Source organism: Nonomuraea sp. NPDC049624, assembly GCF_040675255.1.
Taxonomy (GTDB): Bacteria; Actinomycetota; Actinomycetes; order Streptosporangiales; family Streptosporangiaceae; genus Nonomuraea.
In genome coordinates this window covers 71,184-86,224 of the sequence record NZ_JBFAOR010000010.1, presented here as the reverse complement: position 1 = coordinate 86,224, position 15,041 = coordinate 71,184, and the positions used below count along the sequence as shown (strand labels likewise).

Here is a 15,041-nt window from a genome sequence, read left to right as displayed (position 1 = left end):
GGCCGGGGACGCGAAAGGGGCTCCGGGCGTCGCGCCCAGAGCCCTCTTCACTGGAGGCCGTCGTTCACTTGAAGCGGCGCAGCCGCAGGCTGTTGCTGACCACGAACACGCTGGAGAAGGCCATCGCGGCCCCCGCGATCATCGGGTTGAGCAGGCCGAGCGCGGCCAGCGGCAGGGCGGCCACGTTGTAGGCGAAGGCCCAGAACAGGTTGCCCTTGATCGTGCCGAGCGTCCGGCGGGAGAGCCTGATCGCGTCGGCCGCCACCCTCAGGTCACCGCGGACGAGGGTCAGGTCGGACGCCTCGATGGCGGCGTCCGTGCCGGTGCCCATGGCCAGGCCCAGGTCGGCCTGGGCGAGCGCGGCCGCGTCGTTGACGCCGTCGCCGACCATGGCCACGACCTTGCCCTCGCCCTGGAGCTCCTTGACGACGTCGACCTTGTCGGCGGGCAGCACCTCGGCGATCACCTCGTCGATGCCGACCTCGGCGGCCACCGTCCTGGCCACGGCCTCGTTGTCGCCGGTCAGCAGGACCGGGGTGAGACCGAGCGCCCTGAGCTGCTGGATGGCCTCCTTGCTGGTGGGCTTGATCACGTCGGCGACCACCAGCACCGCGCGGGCCTTGCCGTCCCAGCCGACCGCCACGGCGGTCCTGCCGCCCGCCTGGGCGGCGTGCAGAGCGCGTTCCAGGTCGGACGGCAGGTGCTGGGACCACTCCTCCAGCAGCCTCGGCCGGCCGACCAGGACCGCGTGCCCGTCCACGACGCCCTGGACGCCGAGGCCCTCGACGTTTGCGAAGTCCTCGGGGGTGGGCAGGTCGCCGACCCGGGCGGCGGCGCCCTTGGCGATGGCCTGCGCGATCGGGTGCTCGGAGGCGTGCTCCAGAGCGCCCGCCAGGCGCAGCACCTCGGCCTCGTCCTCGCCCTCGGCCAGGTGCACGCCGGTGAGCGTCATCCGGCCCTCGGTGACGGTGCCCGTCTTGTCGAGCACCACCGTGTCGATGCGGCGGGTGGACTCCAGCACTTCGGGGCCCTTGATCAGGATGCCGAGCTGCGCGCCCCTGCCGGTGCCGACCAGCAGCGCCGTCGGGGTGGCCAGGCCGAGCGCGCACGGGCAGGCGATGATCAGCACGGCCACCGCGGCGGTGAACGCCGCGCCGACGCCGTCGCCGGTGCCGAGCCAGAAACCCAGCGTGCCCAGGGCCAGCGCGATCACGATAGGCACGAAGATGCCCGACACGCGGTCGGCCAGCCGCTGCACCTGCGCCTTGCCCGTCTGGGCGTCCTCGACCAGCTTGGCCATCTGGGCGAGCTGCGTGTCCGCGCCGACCCGGGTGGCCCGCACCACCAGCCGGCCGCCCGCGTTCACCGTCGCGCCGGTGACGGCGTCGCCCGGACGCACCTCGACGGGCACCGACTCGCCGGTCAGCATCGAGGCGTCGACCGCGGAGGTGCCCTCCTCGATCACGCCGTCCGTGGCGATCTTCTCGCCGGGCCGCACGACGAACCGGTCGCCCACGGCCAGCCGGTCGCTGGGGATGCGGGTCTCGACGCCGTCGCGCAGCACCGCGACGTCCTTGGCGCCCAGTTCGAGCAGGGCGCGCAGGGCGGCGCCCGCCCGGCGCTTGGAGCGGGCCTCGAAGTAGCGGCCGGCCAGGATGAACGCGGTCACCCCCGCCGCGGCCTCCAGGTAGATGTTGCCCGACCCGTCGGTGCGCTCGATCGTGAACGCGAACGGGTGGGTCATGCCCGGGGTGCCCGCCGTGCCGAAGAACAGCGCCCACAACGACCAGCCGAGCGCGGCGATGGTGCCGACCGAGATCAGCGTGTCCATCGTGGCGGCGCCGTGGCGCAGGTTCGTCCAGGCGGCCTTGTGGAAGGGCCAGCCGGCGTAGACGACGACCGGCGCGGTGAGCACCAGCGACATCCACTGCCAGTTGGTGAACTGCAACGGCGGGATCATCGCCATCGCGATCACCGGCACCGCCAGCACCACCGAAGTGATCAACCGGCTGCGCAGCGGCCGCAGCTCGTCCTCCGGCTCCCGCTCGCCCGGCTCGCCCTCGGAGCGGGGCGGCGCGGGCAGCGCGGCGGTGTAGCCGGCCGCCTCCACCTGGGCGATCAGCTGCTGCGGATCGACGCCTTCGGGGAAGGTGACCTTCGCCTTCTCGGTGGCGTAGTTGACCGTGGCGGTCACGCCGTCCATCTTGTTGAGCTTGCGCTCGATGCGGTTGGCGCACGAGGCGCAGGTCATGCCGCCGATCGAGAGTTCGACCGCGTTCTGCCGGTCATCGGTGACAGAGGTCATCACCGTTCCCCTTTCCCAGTGGCTTTCTCAGTGGCTGTGGTTGCCGTGCCCGGCGGGGGTCGCCGACGCGTCGGGGGTGGCGGGCCGCGGCCCGGCCGCGAGCGTGAAGTCGGCGGTACGGACCTCGCCCTCGTGCTGGAAGTCCAGGAACAGGCGGTAGTCGCCGCCGCTCGGCACCTCGGCGTAGAAGACGATCTCGGGCCCCGGCTGCGTCTTGCCGTCGCCCGGCTCGCCGTCGGGGTGAACGTGCAGGTAGGCCAGGTCGCGGGCGCGGAGGGCGACGAGGTGGCCGAAGGCGCCGAGGTAGGGCTGCAGGTCGATGACCGGCTTGCCGTCCTTGCTGACCTTGAGGGTGAGCTTGCTGGCCTGGCCCGGCGTCAGGTCGCCGTCGAGGGTGACCTCGTAGCCGTCGACCTTCGAGCTGCGGCCGGTCTCCGGCAGCGGCCTGGGCTGGTAGTCGCCCGCCACGGCCAGGTCGGCGCCCAGCGTCAGGGCCTGGCCGCCGGTCGGCGCGAAGTCGGCGAAGGCCCGGTAGCCGCCCGCCTCGGGGAAGGTGACCTTGACCGACCAGATGCCGTCGGCCGACATCTCCGGATGCACGTGCTGGAAGCTGCCCAGGTCGCGGGAGACCACGATGAAGTGCAGCTTCTTGTCGTGCTGGACCTGGTAGTCGGTGACCGGGCGGCCGTCGGGGCCGGTCACGGAGAAGCGGAAGTCGGCGGGCTCGCCTGGCTTGAGCGACGTGGTGAGCGGGTTGAGGGTGTAACCGTTCTCGGACACTTGGAGCCCCCCGGGGGTATCGTTCTTCTTCGTCGTCGTCTGCTGGGCTGTGTGCTGGTTGTGGCCCGCGCTCTGCGCGGTCTCCGGGGTGGCCGTCATGGCGCTGTGGTCGGCGGCGGGAACGGCCCCGACCGGGCCGACGGCCTTGCCGGCGCCCAGGGCGCCGCCGAAGACGACGGCCAGCCCCAGGGCGTAGGAGCCGAGCTTGGCTGCGGTGTTCACGACTGGTTCGCCACTTCGTACCCGGCCTCCTCGACGGCGGCGACGATCTTCGCCGCGTCGATCGGGCTGTCACTCTCGACGGTCAGCAGGCCGGAGGCCAGATCGACCTCGACTCCGGTCACCCCGGCGACCTCGCCGACCTCTTCCTTGACCGAACTGACGCAGTGGCCGCAGGTCATGCCCTGGACGGTGTAGGTGGTGGTGCTCATATCGGTCTCTCCTTCAATCCGGTCAGGAACGAACAAGTCTGGCGATGGCGTCGGAGGCTTCCTTGACCTTGGCCTCGGCCTCCGGGCCGCCCTTCGCGGTGGCCTCGGCGACGCAGTGGGCCAGGTGGTCCTCCAGCAACGACAGGGAGAACGACTTCAGGGCGCTGGTGGCGGCCGACACCTGGGTCAGGATGTCGATGCAGTACTTGTCGTCCTCGACCATGCGCTGCAGGCCGCGGACCTGCCCCTCGATGCGGCGCAACCGCATCCCTTGGTCCTGCTTGTTACTGCCGTGTCCAGCCATGTCAGCCCTCCCTCGGCTCGTTGCCGTTGAGCACACTATACCCCCCTATGGTATCCAGAAGGCAAGTGGCGGCCCCCGCGACGAGCTCCGGCGGCCGGATGAAAGGCTGAGGGCATGTTCCCGGAGACTCCCGCCGCCGCCGCGGCGCTGTCGGTGGCCGGCCGCTACTGCTCGCCCGCGCTGCTCAACCACTGCGTGCGCGCCTACCTGTGGGGGGCGATGTACGGCGCGGCCCACGGCATCGCCTTCGACGACGAGCTCTACTACGTCTCGGCGCTGCTGCACGACATGGGGCTGACCGAGCCCTTCGACAGCCACCGGCTGCCGTTCGAGGAGGCGGGCGGGCAGCTCGCCTGGGTGTTCGGCGCGGCGGCCGGCTGGCCGGCGGAGCGGGCCGAGCGGGCCGCGGAGATCATCAGGCTGCACATGCGCGCCGACGTGTCCGCCGCCGACGACCCCGAGTCCCACCTGCTGCAGGTCGCCACGAGCTGGGACGTGGTCGGGCGGCGGCCCGAGGAGTTCGCGCCGGACGCCAGGGCGGAGCTGCTCGCCCGCTACCCCAGGCTGGGCTTCGGCGCCGAGTTCCTGGCCTGCTTCGAGGACCAGGCCAGGCGCAAGCCGGACAGCGCCGCCGCCGCGTCGGTCCGGAACGACGTCGCCGGGCGGATCGCCGCCAACCCGCTGGACGGCGGCTGACCCGAGCCCCTGCTCCAAGCCCGGCGACGCCGCAGGTCAGGAACCGGGCCGCAACGAGTTCCGGTACGGCGTCATGAACCGCGTCCTCGGCATCTGGTCGGCCAGCACGCCGCCGTCCACGACCAGGGTGGAGCCGGTGACGTAGCGGGCCGACTCCGAGGCCAGGTACGCCACCGCGCCGGCCACGTCGTCCGGCCTGCCGTACCCGCCGCGCAACGGGATGCGCTCCTCCCACGCCGCCTCGAAGGCCGCGCGGTCGAAGGGGAAGTCGCCGTCGATCGGGGTGGCGATCATGCCGGGCGCCACGGCGTTGACGGTGATGCCATGGGCGCCCAGCTCGGCGGCGAGCGAGCGGGTGATCAGCTCCAGGGCGCCCTTGGAGGCGTTGTAGTGGGCCAGCCCGGCCTCGGCCATGAGGCCGTTCTTGGAGGAGACGTTGACGATCCGCCCCCGCACGCCGTCCGCGATCATGTGCTCGGCCACCCGCTGCGCCAGGAAGAACGGCGCGTCGCAGTTGACCCGCATGACGGCCTGCCAGCCGGCCACGGTGATCTCGTTGAAGTGTTCGAGCCGGGCCACCCCGGCGTTGTTGACCAACACGTGGATCGGCCCGTGGTCGCGGCGGACCGCGTCGGCCAGCCCGGCCAGGCCCTCGGTGTCGGCCAGGTCGAAGCCGTAGGCGCAGCCCGCGCCCGGCCGGTCGACGGTGATCACCCGGTAGCCGTCGGCCGTCAGGCGCGCGGCGATGGCCTGGCCGAGGCCCCTGGCGGCCCCGGTGACCACGGCCAGTTCGGTCATGACAGCCCCAGCAGGTCGAGCGACGGGCGGTGGATCAGCTTCTCGATCTCCTCCCGGTCGAGAGGCGGCAGACCGGGGATGCCGGGGACGGCGCCGACCGCCCGCAGCCCCTCCACCGAGGCGTCCACCGTGGTGAAGGGGTAGTCGCTGCCGAACAGCAGCTTGCCCCACACCCCGTAGTCCTGGGCCAGGCGCAGGCTGTGCCAGAGCTGGAAGGGGCGGTAGTGCAGGGCGGAGACGTCGGCGTAGACGTGGCGGTGCTTGCGGATCACCGCGATGCACTCGCCCTCGTACGGGTGGCCGAGGTGGGCCAGGACCATGCGCAGCTCCGGATGCCTGATGGCGACCTCGTCCAGGTGCACCGGCAGCGCGTAGCGCAGGGGCGCGGCCGAGACGAACGTGGTCCCGGTGTGCACGAGCAGCGGCAGGCCGTGGCGGGCGGCGTAGGCGTACAGGTCGTCCAGCTCGGGTGCGGCCGGGTCGAAACCGGCGTACATCGGCATGAGCTTGATGCCGCGCAGCCCCAGGTCGCGGTGGCCGTGTTCCAGCTCGTCGCGCCAGCCGGGCTGGGTGGGGTCGAGCGACAGGTAGCCGATGAGCCGGTCGGGGTGCTCGGCGGCGTAGGCGGCCACGGCGGCGTCGTCCACCCACAGGCCCGACCGCCTGGCCTTGCCGCCCACCACGACGGTACGGGTGCCGGCCGGCGAGGTGGCGGCGTAGTCCGCCCAGCGCACGGTCAGGTCGACGTGACCGCCGTGCGCGCGGGCGGACTCGGCCGCGAACGGGTCGCCGACGTCGTCCGGGCAGCTGAACAGATGGGAGTGGACGTCAACGATCACGCTTCTCCCAGCCCTCCTTGAACATGTTCCAGAACCGGTGGGACGGCGGGTGCTCGGCGAAGACCTCGTCGGCCAGCTCGACGCCGAGGCCGGGCCGCTCCGGCAGGCCGACGTGGCCGTCGACCACGGGCAGGACGCCCTTCAGCGCGTCGAAGACGTACGGCTCCAGCATGCCGTCGAACGTCTCCAGGACGAGCAGGTTCGGCATGCCGAGCACGGCGTGCACGGAGGCCGTGGTGCACAGCGGGGAGTTGGAGTTGTGCGGGGCGACGAGCATGGCGTGCACGTCGGCCTGCGCGGCCAGCTTCCTGATCTCGGTGAACCCGCCGGCCATCGACAGGTCGGGCTGGATGATGTCGACCGCGCCGGTGGCGAACAGCCGGGCGTACTCGTAGCGGTTGTGGAAGTGCTCGCCGCCGGAGATGGGCATGGCGGCGCGGGCGCGCAGCTCGGCGTAGCGCTCGATGTGCGTCCACGGCAGCGGCTCCTCGAACCAGCCGAGGTCGAACGGCTCCAGCTCGCGCACGAGCCGGACGGCGGTCGGCATCGCGAACCGGGCGTGCCCCTCGACGAACAGGTCGAGGTCGGGCACGGCCTCGCGGACCGCCGCGACGATGTCCACCGAGAGCCGCAGCTCGGCCCGGGACAACTCGCCCAGCCCTGCGCCGAACGGGTCGAACTTCAGCCCGGTGTAGCCGCGGGCGGCGACTTCCTTGGCCTTGGCCGCGAACACCTGCGGATCGCGCTCGCCGGTGTACCAGCCGTTGGCGTAGACCCGCACCCGGTCGCGGCAGGCGCCGCCGGTCAGCCGGTAGGCGGGCACGCCCAGCGCCTTGCCCATGATGTCGTAGAGCGCCTGGTCGACGCCGGAGACGACGATGCCGCCGACGTCGCCGCCGCGCAGGAAGTCGCCCTGGTACATCCGCAGCCAGATCTCCTCGACGTCGAAGGGATCGGCGCCGATCAGGTGGCGCTGCGCCATGGCCTCGGTCAGCGAGCAGGTCTCCCGGCCCCGGTAGGGGTGGGTGATCTCGCCGATGCCGCTCAGCCCTTCGTCGGTGTGGATGCGCACGTAGGAGAAGTCGCGCCAGGCGGTGCCCAGCGAGAGGGTCTCGACGCGGCTGATCCGGCCGGCGGGCCCGGCCGGGCGGCTGGTGTCAACGGTGAGCATCGGCACCGCCCATGGTGCTGGCGTCGGTCAGGTCGAGCACGTCGCCGCGGGCGTGCCGGGCCGCGATGGCGGCCGCCTCCAGCAGGTGGTCGGCGTCGGCGTCGGTGTGGGCGTAGGAGACGTGGCTGCGCTTGAGGTTCAGCGGCAGCTCGAAGACGCCGTGCTCCAGCAGCCGGCGGCGGTACCCGATGAACATGTTGGCATCATTGCGCAGCAGGTCGTCGTAGCTGCGGGCGGGTCCGGTCATGAAATATCCGACGAAGACCGAGCCGTACCCGCTGACCAGCGCCGGGATGTCCAGCGAGGCGAACACCTCGGCCAGCCCGGTCCTGATCCGCTCGCCGAGGCGGAAGACGTGCTCGTGCACCGGCTCCTCGCGCAGCTTGCGCAGCGTGGCCAGGGCGGCCGCCACGACGGCGGGGTGGCCGTTGTAGGTGCCGGCGAAGAAGGCCGGGCCGCCGGGCCGCGAGCTGAACAGCTCCATGAGATCGGCGCGGCCTCCGAGCGCGCCCACCGGGTAGCCGTTCGCGATCGCCTTGCCCATGGTGGTCAGGTCGGGGGTGATCCCGCAGATCGCCTGCCAGCCGCCCAGGTGGTGACGGAAGCCGGTGATGACCTCGTCGAAGATCAGCACGCTGCCCGCCCTGGTGCACTCGGCGCGCAGCGTCTGGAGGAACTCCTGCTCGGGCAGCAGGCAGCCGACGTTGTGCGGCACCGGCTCCAGGATGACGGCGGCGATGTCGTCGCCGTGCTCGGCGAACGCCCGGCGTACCGCCTCGGGGTCGTTGAACGGCAGGATCAGCGTGGCCTGCAGCACCTCGGGCAGGATGCCGGTCGAGATGGGGTCGTGGCTGCCGACCTTCTCCGGCGTGGAGATCACGTTGAGGCTGACCGCGTCGTGCCAGCCGTGGTAGCAACCCTGGAACTTCACCACGAGCCGGCGGCCGGTCGCGGCCCTGGCCACGCGCAGGGCGTGGAAGGTGGCCTCGCTGCCGGTGCTGGTCAGGAGCACCTTCTCCACGCTCGGCACGAGCTCTGCGAGCGTCTCGGCGAGCTCCACCTCGCCGGCGGTGACGCCCACGCCGCACAGGTCCACCGTACGGCCGGCCTCGGCGACGGCCGCGGCGACGTCGGGGTCGTTGTGGCCGAGCAGCGGCGGGCCGAAGGCCGCGTGGTAGTCGACGAACTCCCGTCCTTGCGAGTCGCGGAAGCGGGCGCCGGCGGCATGGGTGATCACCAGGTCGGTGAGCCCGGGGATGCTGCGCTGCCCGCTGTTCACGCCGCCCGGGATGACCTGGCGTGCGCGCTCGGCTAGGTGCTTCAAATCTCTCTCCTCCGACGCGCCTCCCGGCCCGGCCCGGCCTGGGAAGCGCTGATCGTCCGCCACAAATTCCGAACAGTGTTTGGCAATACCGAACAGGTGAGGGAGATTGAAACACGAGAATGGGTGGGGGTCAACGATGAATTCCGCTAAGCTGTTCGGCTGTGACGAACACTGCTGCTGAGGAATCGCGATATTGGGTCCGCAGCGTCGCCCGCGCCGCCGAGGTGCTGGAGGTCCTGTCCCGCGTGGGGCCGGGTGGCGGCATGAGCGTGACCGAGGTCGCCGCGGCCTGCGGGCTGAGCAAGAGCGCCGCCTTCGCCACCCTCTACACGCTGCGCGGCTACAGCCTGGTCGCCGACGACGGCGAGGGCATGAACCGCCGCTACCGGCTGGGCATGGCCCTGTCCAGGCTGGGCGCCAGGGCCCAGGAGCAGCTCTCGCTGCGCGACGTGGCCCGCCCCGCGCTGGTCGCGCTCACCGAACGCACCGGCATGAACTCCAGGCTCGCGGTGCCCGAGGCCGGCCAGGCGGTCGTCGTCGACCAGGTGAGCAACGGCGAGCGCATCCAGGTCGACCTGCGGATGGGCACCAGGGAGCTGCCCCACTGCACCGGGCTGGGCAAGGCGCTGCTGGCCGAGATGGGCGACGAGGAGGTCGCCAGGGTCGTCGGCCACGTCGGCCTGCCGCGCCGCACCGGCAACACGATCACCGAGCTGCCGGTGCTGCTGGCCCACCTGAAGACGGTCAGGGAGCTCGGCTACGCGGTCGACGACGAGGAGGACGCCGACGGCATCTTCTGCATCGGCAGCGCGCTGCGCGACCACACCGGCGCCTGCGTCGGCGCGATCAGCATCACCTCGCTCAAGCGCGACCTGCCCGCCTGGCGCTACCAGGAGCTCGGCCGGGAGGTGAGAGAGACGGCGGCGATGATCTCCCAGCATCTCGGGCATGCCCCGTGACGGCTTGACAGATCCGTTCCCACTGTCTAGCGTCCTCGCCAATCGTTTCGGGCGAAGATCCGACTCCGAGCGCCGCGGCCCCCGGCGCCGGACGTCTGGGCCGCAGCACCGCCGCCTGCCCGCCTTCGCACGTCGCCCGGCCTTCCCATCACCCCGTTCCCCGAAGGCCTCCCCCCATGAACCATGTAGCCGACGTCGCGCGCCTGCTCGCGCTCGACGCCTCCCGACTCGCCGACGGCACGCTGCTGCGTGTCGCGGGCTACCACCGCGCCGGTGACGGCGGCGGCAAGCTCGTCCGCTGGGACGCCGCCGCCACCACCCCCGCCAACGGCGGCACCGTGCTCGGCTCCGCGCCCCAGGGCCGCTGGATCCAGCTGCACGACGGCTGCCTCGACTTCCGCGCCTTCGGCGTCCTCGACGACAGGACCCCCGCCGACGACGCATTGGAGGCCATGGTCAACGACCCGGCCGTCTCCAGGATCGAGGCCCGCACCGATCTCAACTTCGTCAGGCGCCACACCTTCCGGCGCTCCGGCCTGGTGCTCGACTTCGGCGGCCACACCATGACCACTGCCGGCATCGAGAAGAACTCCCACGACAACCCCTTCGGCGCGGTCCTGTTCTTCCAGGGCGAGCGGACCGGGACGACGGTCACCGGCACGCTCACGGCCACGCTCCCCGACCTGGCCGACGTCTTCGAGGTCGACTCCCGGCAGTTCCGGGTCGGCCAGTGGTGGGCCGTGGAGGTCAACGCCCTGGCCGGCACGTACGAGCGCGAGCTCCAGCGCCTGGTCCAGATCACCCAGATCGTCGACGGCCGGCACGTCCGGGTCAACTACAAGAACGGCTGGGAGCTGGCCGCCGGCCGCACGCTGACCTGGACGCTGATCAACCCGGTCGAGCGCGTGCACGTGCGCGACCTGCGCTTCGAGGCGGCCCCGGGCGGCGACGAGTACACCGGCTCGCACCCGGTCGCCTACGAGTACGCCGTCCACTGCGACGTCGAGGACGTGCACGCCACCGGCAGCTTCTGGCCGGTGATCATGCGACGCTGGTGCACCCACTTCCGCACCGAGCGCTGCAGCCTGAAGAACCCCCCGACCGTCATGTACGGCGGAGCCGGCTACCTGACCCAGCAGATCTACTGCCTGTACGGCCACGTCGCCGACTGCACCACCTCCAACGTCCGCCATCTCAACGACTTCACCGCCAGCGCCTACTGCACGGTCGAGAACTGCCACGGCGACGGCGACGACGAGGGCGGCAACCCCTTCACCACCCACGGCCAGTACGAGCATGACCTGGTCTTCACCGGCAACTCCGGCCTGATGGACATCGCCAACAGCGGCGCCCTCTGGGGCACCAGCGCCAAGCGCATCACCGTGCGCAAGCACCTGTGCTCGTGGTTCGTCGCCGGAACCAAGATCACCGACCTGACGCTGGAGGACGTCCGGGTGATCCCGCGCTCGACGTTCGACCCGGCGGGAACGCTCCAGGTGAACGCCGACGGCCTGCACATGCGCGGCTGCTCGGCCAAAACCGTCGCGATCGGCCAGCGGTCCAACCGCTCCGGCCGGCCCAACGTCATCGAGGGCTGCTCCTTCGACCTGCCGAAGGACCAGGTGCTGGTGCAGACGCCGGTGAGCAACGCGCTGCACTTCAAGGAGTGCGCCGTCACCGGTCTCGACGGCGCCACCCTGCGCGGCTCCGGCCCGCTACGCTTCACCGGCTGCGTCCTGAGCGGATCGGGCACGGTCTCGGTGGGCTCGGCCGACGTCGTGATCAGCGGCGGCCGGCTCGACGGCGTGCGCGTCGAGCTGAGCGCCGTCCGCGACCAGCGGCTGCGCCTGGAGGGCGTCACGCTGGAGAACGCCACGCTCGGCCGGGCCGCCGGTCCGGGCGTCCTGACCTGGGAACTGGCCGCCTGCACGGCCACCGGCACCCGCGTCGAGCCGACCACCGGTGACAACCGCTGGCGCGCCACCGGCTCCCGGTTCACCGGCGGCCGCCTCGACCTGACCGCCGCCACCGTCCTGGTGCACACCGGCTGCACCGAGGAGGGCGTCGAGCGCGCCTTCCCGCCCGCCGGCCCCCGCGTCCTCATCGCCGACACCCTCGCACTGTAAGGAACCACCCCATGGAACGTCGTGACATCCTGCGCGTCACCGGTTTAGCGGCTGTCGGCACCGTCCTGATGGCCAGGCCCGCGCTCGCCGAGCCGGACAAGAAGCCCAAGGACGAGGTGCACGCGGTCGCCACCGTGGCCGAGCTGCTCGCCTTCGAGGCCGCCAAACTGGCGGACGGCACGCTGGCGCAGGTCGCGGGCTATCTCAAGCCGGGCGACGGCGGCGGCAAGCTCGTCCGCTGGGACGCCGCCGCCACCACGCCCGCCAACGGCGGCACCGTGCTCGGCTCCGCGCCCCAGGGCCGCTGGATCCAGCTGCACGACGGCTGCCTCGACTTCCGCGCCTTCGGCGTCTTCGACGACAGGACCCCCGCCGACGCCGCGCTGGAGGCCATGGTCAACGACCCCGCCGTCTCCAGGATCGAGGCCCACAGCGACCTCAACTTCGTCAAGCGTCACAAGTTCCAGCGCTCCGGCCTGGTGCTCGACTTCGGCGGCCACACGATGCGCACCGTCGGCATCGAGAAGGCGGGCCAGGACGACCCGTTCGCGGCGGTGATGTTCTTCCGCGGCAAGGTCACCAACACCACGGTCAGCCACAAGCTGAGCGCCCCGGTGCCCGACCTGTCGGACGTCTTCGAGGTGGCCGACTCCGCCGCCTTCAAGGTCGGGCAGTGGTGGAGCGCCGAGGTCAACGCGCTGTCCGGCCGCTGGGAGCGCGAGCTGCAGAAGCTGGTCGAGGTCACCCAGATCGTCGACGGCACGCACATCCGGGTCAACTACAAGAACGGCTGGGAGCTGGCCGCCGGCCGCACGATCACCTGGACCCTGGTCGAGCCGGTCGAGCGCGTGCACGTGCGCAACCTGCGCTTCGAGGGCGTCGCGGACGGCGACCAGTACACCGGCTCGCACCCGCTGGCCTACGAGTACGCCGTCCACTGCGACGTCGAGGGCGTCCACGGCACGGGCACGTTCTGGCCGCTGATCATGCGGCGCTGGGCCACCCACTTCCGCACCGAGCGCTGCACGCTGAAGAACCCCGCCAGCGTGACCTGGGGTGGGGCGGGCTACCTGACCCAGCAGATCTACTGCCTGTACGGCCACGTCCGCGACTGCCACACGGCCAACGCCCGGCACCTGAACGACTTCACCGCCAGCGCCTACTGCTACGTGGAGAACTGCCACGGCGACGGCGACGACCAGGGCCCGTTCGTCACCCACGGCCAGTACGAGCACGACCTGACCTACACCGGCAACTCCGGCCTGATGACCTTCGCCAACTCCGGCGCGGCCTGGGGCTCGGCGGCCAAGCGCATCACGGTGCGCAAGCACGTCTGCTCGTGGTTCGTGGCCCGGGTGAAGGTCACCGACCTGACGCTGGAGGACCTCCAGGTCATCGGCAAGCCGTCGCTGGAGGGCTCGGGCATGATCTGGGTCAACGCCGACGGCGTGCAGATGCGCGGCTGCTCGGCCAGCCACACGCTGATCGTCTCCCAGCAGTCGAAGCTGTCGCGGCGGCCCAACCTGATCGAGGGCTGCGTCTTCACCGTCCCGGCCAAGAGCGAGATCGTCCAGGCGAACGTGACCGCGCCGCTGCACGTCAGCCGCACCACGTTCCACGGCCTGAACGGCAACGCCTTCAACGGCGCCGACCTGCGCCTGTCCGGCTCGACGCTGAACGGCGCCGAGGGCGCGGCCCCGCTGGTGCTGGCCGGTTCCGTGTCGCTGACCGGCTGCACGGTGAAGAACGTGGGCCTGGCCGCCGCCGGCAAGGCCGACCAGCGCATCCGCCTCGACGGCGGCACCGAGCTGGCCGAGGCCGGGCTGTCGCGGGTGGAGGCCGCCGGGCTCGTCTCCTGGCAGCTGGCCGGGGTGCGCAGCCAGAACGCCGGAGCCCACGTCCAGCTCGACGCCGGCCGGAACCGCTACATGGCGACCGGCTGCCAGTTCGGCGGTGGCCGTCTGTCGATCAAGGCGTTCGAGGTGGTCCAGCACACGGGCAACGTCGAGGAGGGCGTCGCCAGGGAGCTGCCGGCCGACGGCCCGAAGGTCCTCACATCAGGAAATCTGGTGATTTAGGTGCGAAAAATAACGCTGGCGGTCGCGGGAGCGGGCAACCGGGGGCAGACCTACGCCTCCTGGATCGCCGCGCACCCCGATCGCGCGGAGCTGGTCGCCGTGGCCGACCCCGACCCCGCCCGCCGGACCAGGCTGGCCGGCCCCGGCGTGCGCGAGTTCGGCGACTGGCGCGACCTGCTGCGCGAGCAGGTGGCCGACGCCGTCGTCCTGGCCACCCAGGACCGCCTGCACGTCGAGCCCGCCATCGCCCTGGCGCGGGCGGGCTACGCGCTGCTCGTCGAGAAGCCCATGGCGCCGACCGAGGAGGAGTGCCGCGAGATCGTCTCGGCCGTCGGCGAGACCGGCGTGCTGCTCGCCGTCTGCCACGTGCTGCGCTACACGCCCTACACCGCGCTGGTGAAGCAGACCGTGGACAGCGGCGTGCTCGGCGAGGTCATGAGCGTCGAGCACCTGGAACCGGTCGGCTGGTGGCACCAGGCGCACTCCTACGTGCGCGGCCCCTGGCGCAGCGAGCGCCTGGCCAGCCCGATGCTGCTGGCCAAGTCCTCCCACGACCTCGACTGGCTGACCTACGTCACCGGGCTCAGGATCGAGCAGGTCGCCAGCTTCGGCTCGCTCGGCCACTTCAGGCCCGAGCGGCGCCCGGAGCAGGCCGCCGACCGCTGCCTCGACTGCGTCCTGGAGCCCCGATGCCCGTACTCGGCTCCCCGCCTGTACCTGAACCGCGGCTACGACTGGCCGACCAGCGTCCTCGGCGAGAACGAGGAGCAGGTCATGGACGCCCTGCGCACCGGCCCGTACGGCAGGTGCGTCTACGCCTGCGACAACGACGTGGTCGACCACCAGGTGCTCGCCATGCAGCTGACCGGCGGCGCGACCGCGACCTTCACCATGACCGCCTTCACCGAGCAGACCCACCGCCAGACCAGGATCTTCGGCACCCACGGGCGGCTGATCGGCGACGGCGAGTCGGTCGAGGTGCTCGACTTCCGCGACGGCCGCAGCAGCCGGCGCAGCGTCGCCGAGACCGGCTCGAACGCCGGCGACGGCCACGGCGGCGGCGACGACGGCGTGATGGACGCCTTCGTCACCGCGCTGGCCACCGGCGACCCCGCACACGTGCGCTCGGGCCCCACCGAGTCGCTCCACAGCCACCTCGCGGTCTTCGCCGCCGAGAAGGCCCGGCACAGCGGCACGGTCGTCACCGTGCCCGCATTCTAGGAAGGAACC

General features: G+C 71.7%; 13 protein-coding genes. 5 read left to right on the top strand and 8 right to left on the bottom strand.

Annotated elements, in window-relative coordinates:
* Positions 1–64: 64 nt before the first annotated feature.
* Genes AB0J76_RS36915 through AB0J76_RS36900 form a run of 4 tightly spaced genes read right to left on the bottom strand, consistent with a single transcriptional unit; the run spans position 65 to position 3,820 of the window.
* A complete protein-coding gene (locus AB0J76_RS36915) occupies positions 65–2,305 on the bottom strand; it encodes a heavy metal translocating P-type ATPase (RefSeq protein ID WP_364392320.1) in 2,241 nt (746 codons plus the stop codon).
* Between the two features lie 27 nt (positions 2,306–2,332).
* Positions 2,333–3,307 (bottom strand): hypothetical protein, encoded by a 975-nt coding sequence (locus AB0J76_RS36910; RefSeq protein WP_352330524.1) that lies wholly within the window; start codon positions 3,305–3,307, stop codon positions 2,333–2,335.
* Positions 3,304–3,516, bottom strand: coding sequence for a copper ion binding protein (locus AB0J76_RS36905; protein ID WP_352330522.1), 213 nt, complete (start codon positions 3,514–3,516; stop codon positions 3,304–3,306). Before AB0J76_RS36905 ends, AB0J76_RS36910 begins: the two co-directional genes overlap by 4 nt.
* Positions 3,517–3,538: 22 nt before the next feature.
* A complete protein-coding gene (locus AB0J76_RS36900; RefSeq protein ID WP_352330520.1) occupies positions 3,539–3,820 on the bottom strand; it encodes a metal-sensitive transcriptional regulator in 282 nt (93 codons plus the stop codon).
* Positions 3,821–3,934: 114 nt separating this feature from the next.
* Between AB0J76_RS36900 and AB0J76_RS36895 the strand changes: the two genes are divergently transcribed.
* The gene (locus tag AB0J76_RS36895; protein ID WP_364392316.1) at positions 3,935–4,516 is read left to right on the top strand and encodes an HD domain-containing protein; all 582 of its coding nucleotides are present in this window, start codon (positions 3,935–3,937) and stop codon (positions 4,514–4,516) included.
* A gap of 36 nt (positions 4,517–4,552) precedes the next feature.
* On the opposite strand, the gene AB0J76_RS36890 is transcribed toward AB0J76_RS36895, so the two are convergent.
* The 4 genes from AB0J76_RS36890 to AB0J76_RS36875 are packed head-to-tail and all read right to left on the bottom strand — an operon-like array spanning position 4,553 to position 8,648.
* Positions 4,553–5,314 (bottom strand): SDR family oxidoreductase, encoded by a 762-nt coding sequence (locus AB0J76_RS36890; RefSeq protein WP_364392313.1) that lies wholly within the window; start codon positions 5,312–5,314, stop codon positions 4,553–4,555.
* Positions 5,311–6,153 carry an amidohydrolase family protein gene (locus AB0J76_RS36885; RefSeq protein WP_352329128.1) on the bottom strand — a complete coding sequence of 281 codons (843 nt, stop codon included), beginning with the start codon at positions 6,151–6,153 and terminating at the stop codon, positions 5,311–5,313. Before AB0J76_RS36885 ends, AB0J76_RS36890 begins: the two co-directional genes overlap by 4 nt.
* Complete coding sequence (locus tag AB0J76_RS36880; RefSeq protein WP_352329130.1) at positions 6,143–7,324, bottom strand: mandelate racemase/muconate lactonizing enzyme family protein; 1,182 nt, start codon at positions 7,322–7,324, stop codon at positions 6,143–6,145. The genes AB0J76_RS36885 and AB0J76_RS36880 overlap by 11 nt, the downstream gene beginning before the upstream one ends.
* Positions 7,311–8,648, bottom strand: coding sequence for an aspartate aminotransferase family protein (locus AB0J76_RS36875; protein ID WP_352329132.1), 1,338 nt, complete (start codon positions 8,646–8,648; stop codon positions 7,311–7,313). Before AB0J76_RS36875 ends, AB0J76_RS36880 begins: the two co-directional genes overlap by 14 nt.
* Before the next feature lie 161 nt (positions 8,649–8,809).
* Between AB0J76_RS36875 and AB0J76_RS36870 the strand changes: the two genes are divergently transcribed.
* The 4 genes from AB0J76_RS36870 to AB0J76_RS36855 all read left to right on the top strand — a co-directional run bounded on the left by AB0J76_RS36870 (position 8,810) and on the right by AB0J76_RS36855 (position 15,032).
* Positions 8,810–9,607 carry an IclR family transcriptional regulator gene (locus AB0J76_RS36870; RefSeq protein ID WP_352329134.1) on the top strand — a complete coding sequence of 266 codons (798 nt, stop codon included), beginning with the start codon at positions 8,810–8,812 and terminating at the stop codon, positions 9,605–9,607.
* Between the two features lie 176 nt (positions 9,608–9,783).
* Positions 9,784–11,733 carry a hypothetical protein gene (locus AB0J76_RS36865; protein WP_352329136.1) on the top strand — a complete coding sequence of 650 codons (1,950 nt, stop codon included), beginning with the start codon at positions 9,784–9,786 and terminating at the stop codon, positions 11,731–11,733.
* 11 nt (positions 11,734–11,744) lie between these two features.
* The gene (locus tag AB0J76_RS36860; RefSeq protein ID WP_364392307.1) at positions 11,745–13,811 is read left to right on the top strand and encodes a hypothetical protein; all 2,067 of its coding nucleotides are present in this window, start codon (positions 11,745–11,747) and stop codon (positions 13,809–13,811) included.
* A complete protein-coding gene (locus AB0J76_RS36855) occupies positions 13,812–15,032 on the top strand; it encodes a Gfo/Idh/MocA family oxidoreductase (RefSeq protein ID WP_352328749.1) in 1,221 nt (406 codons plus the stop codon).
* The last annotated feature ends 9 nt before the right edge of the window (positions 15,033–15,041 follow it).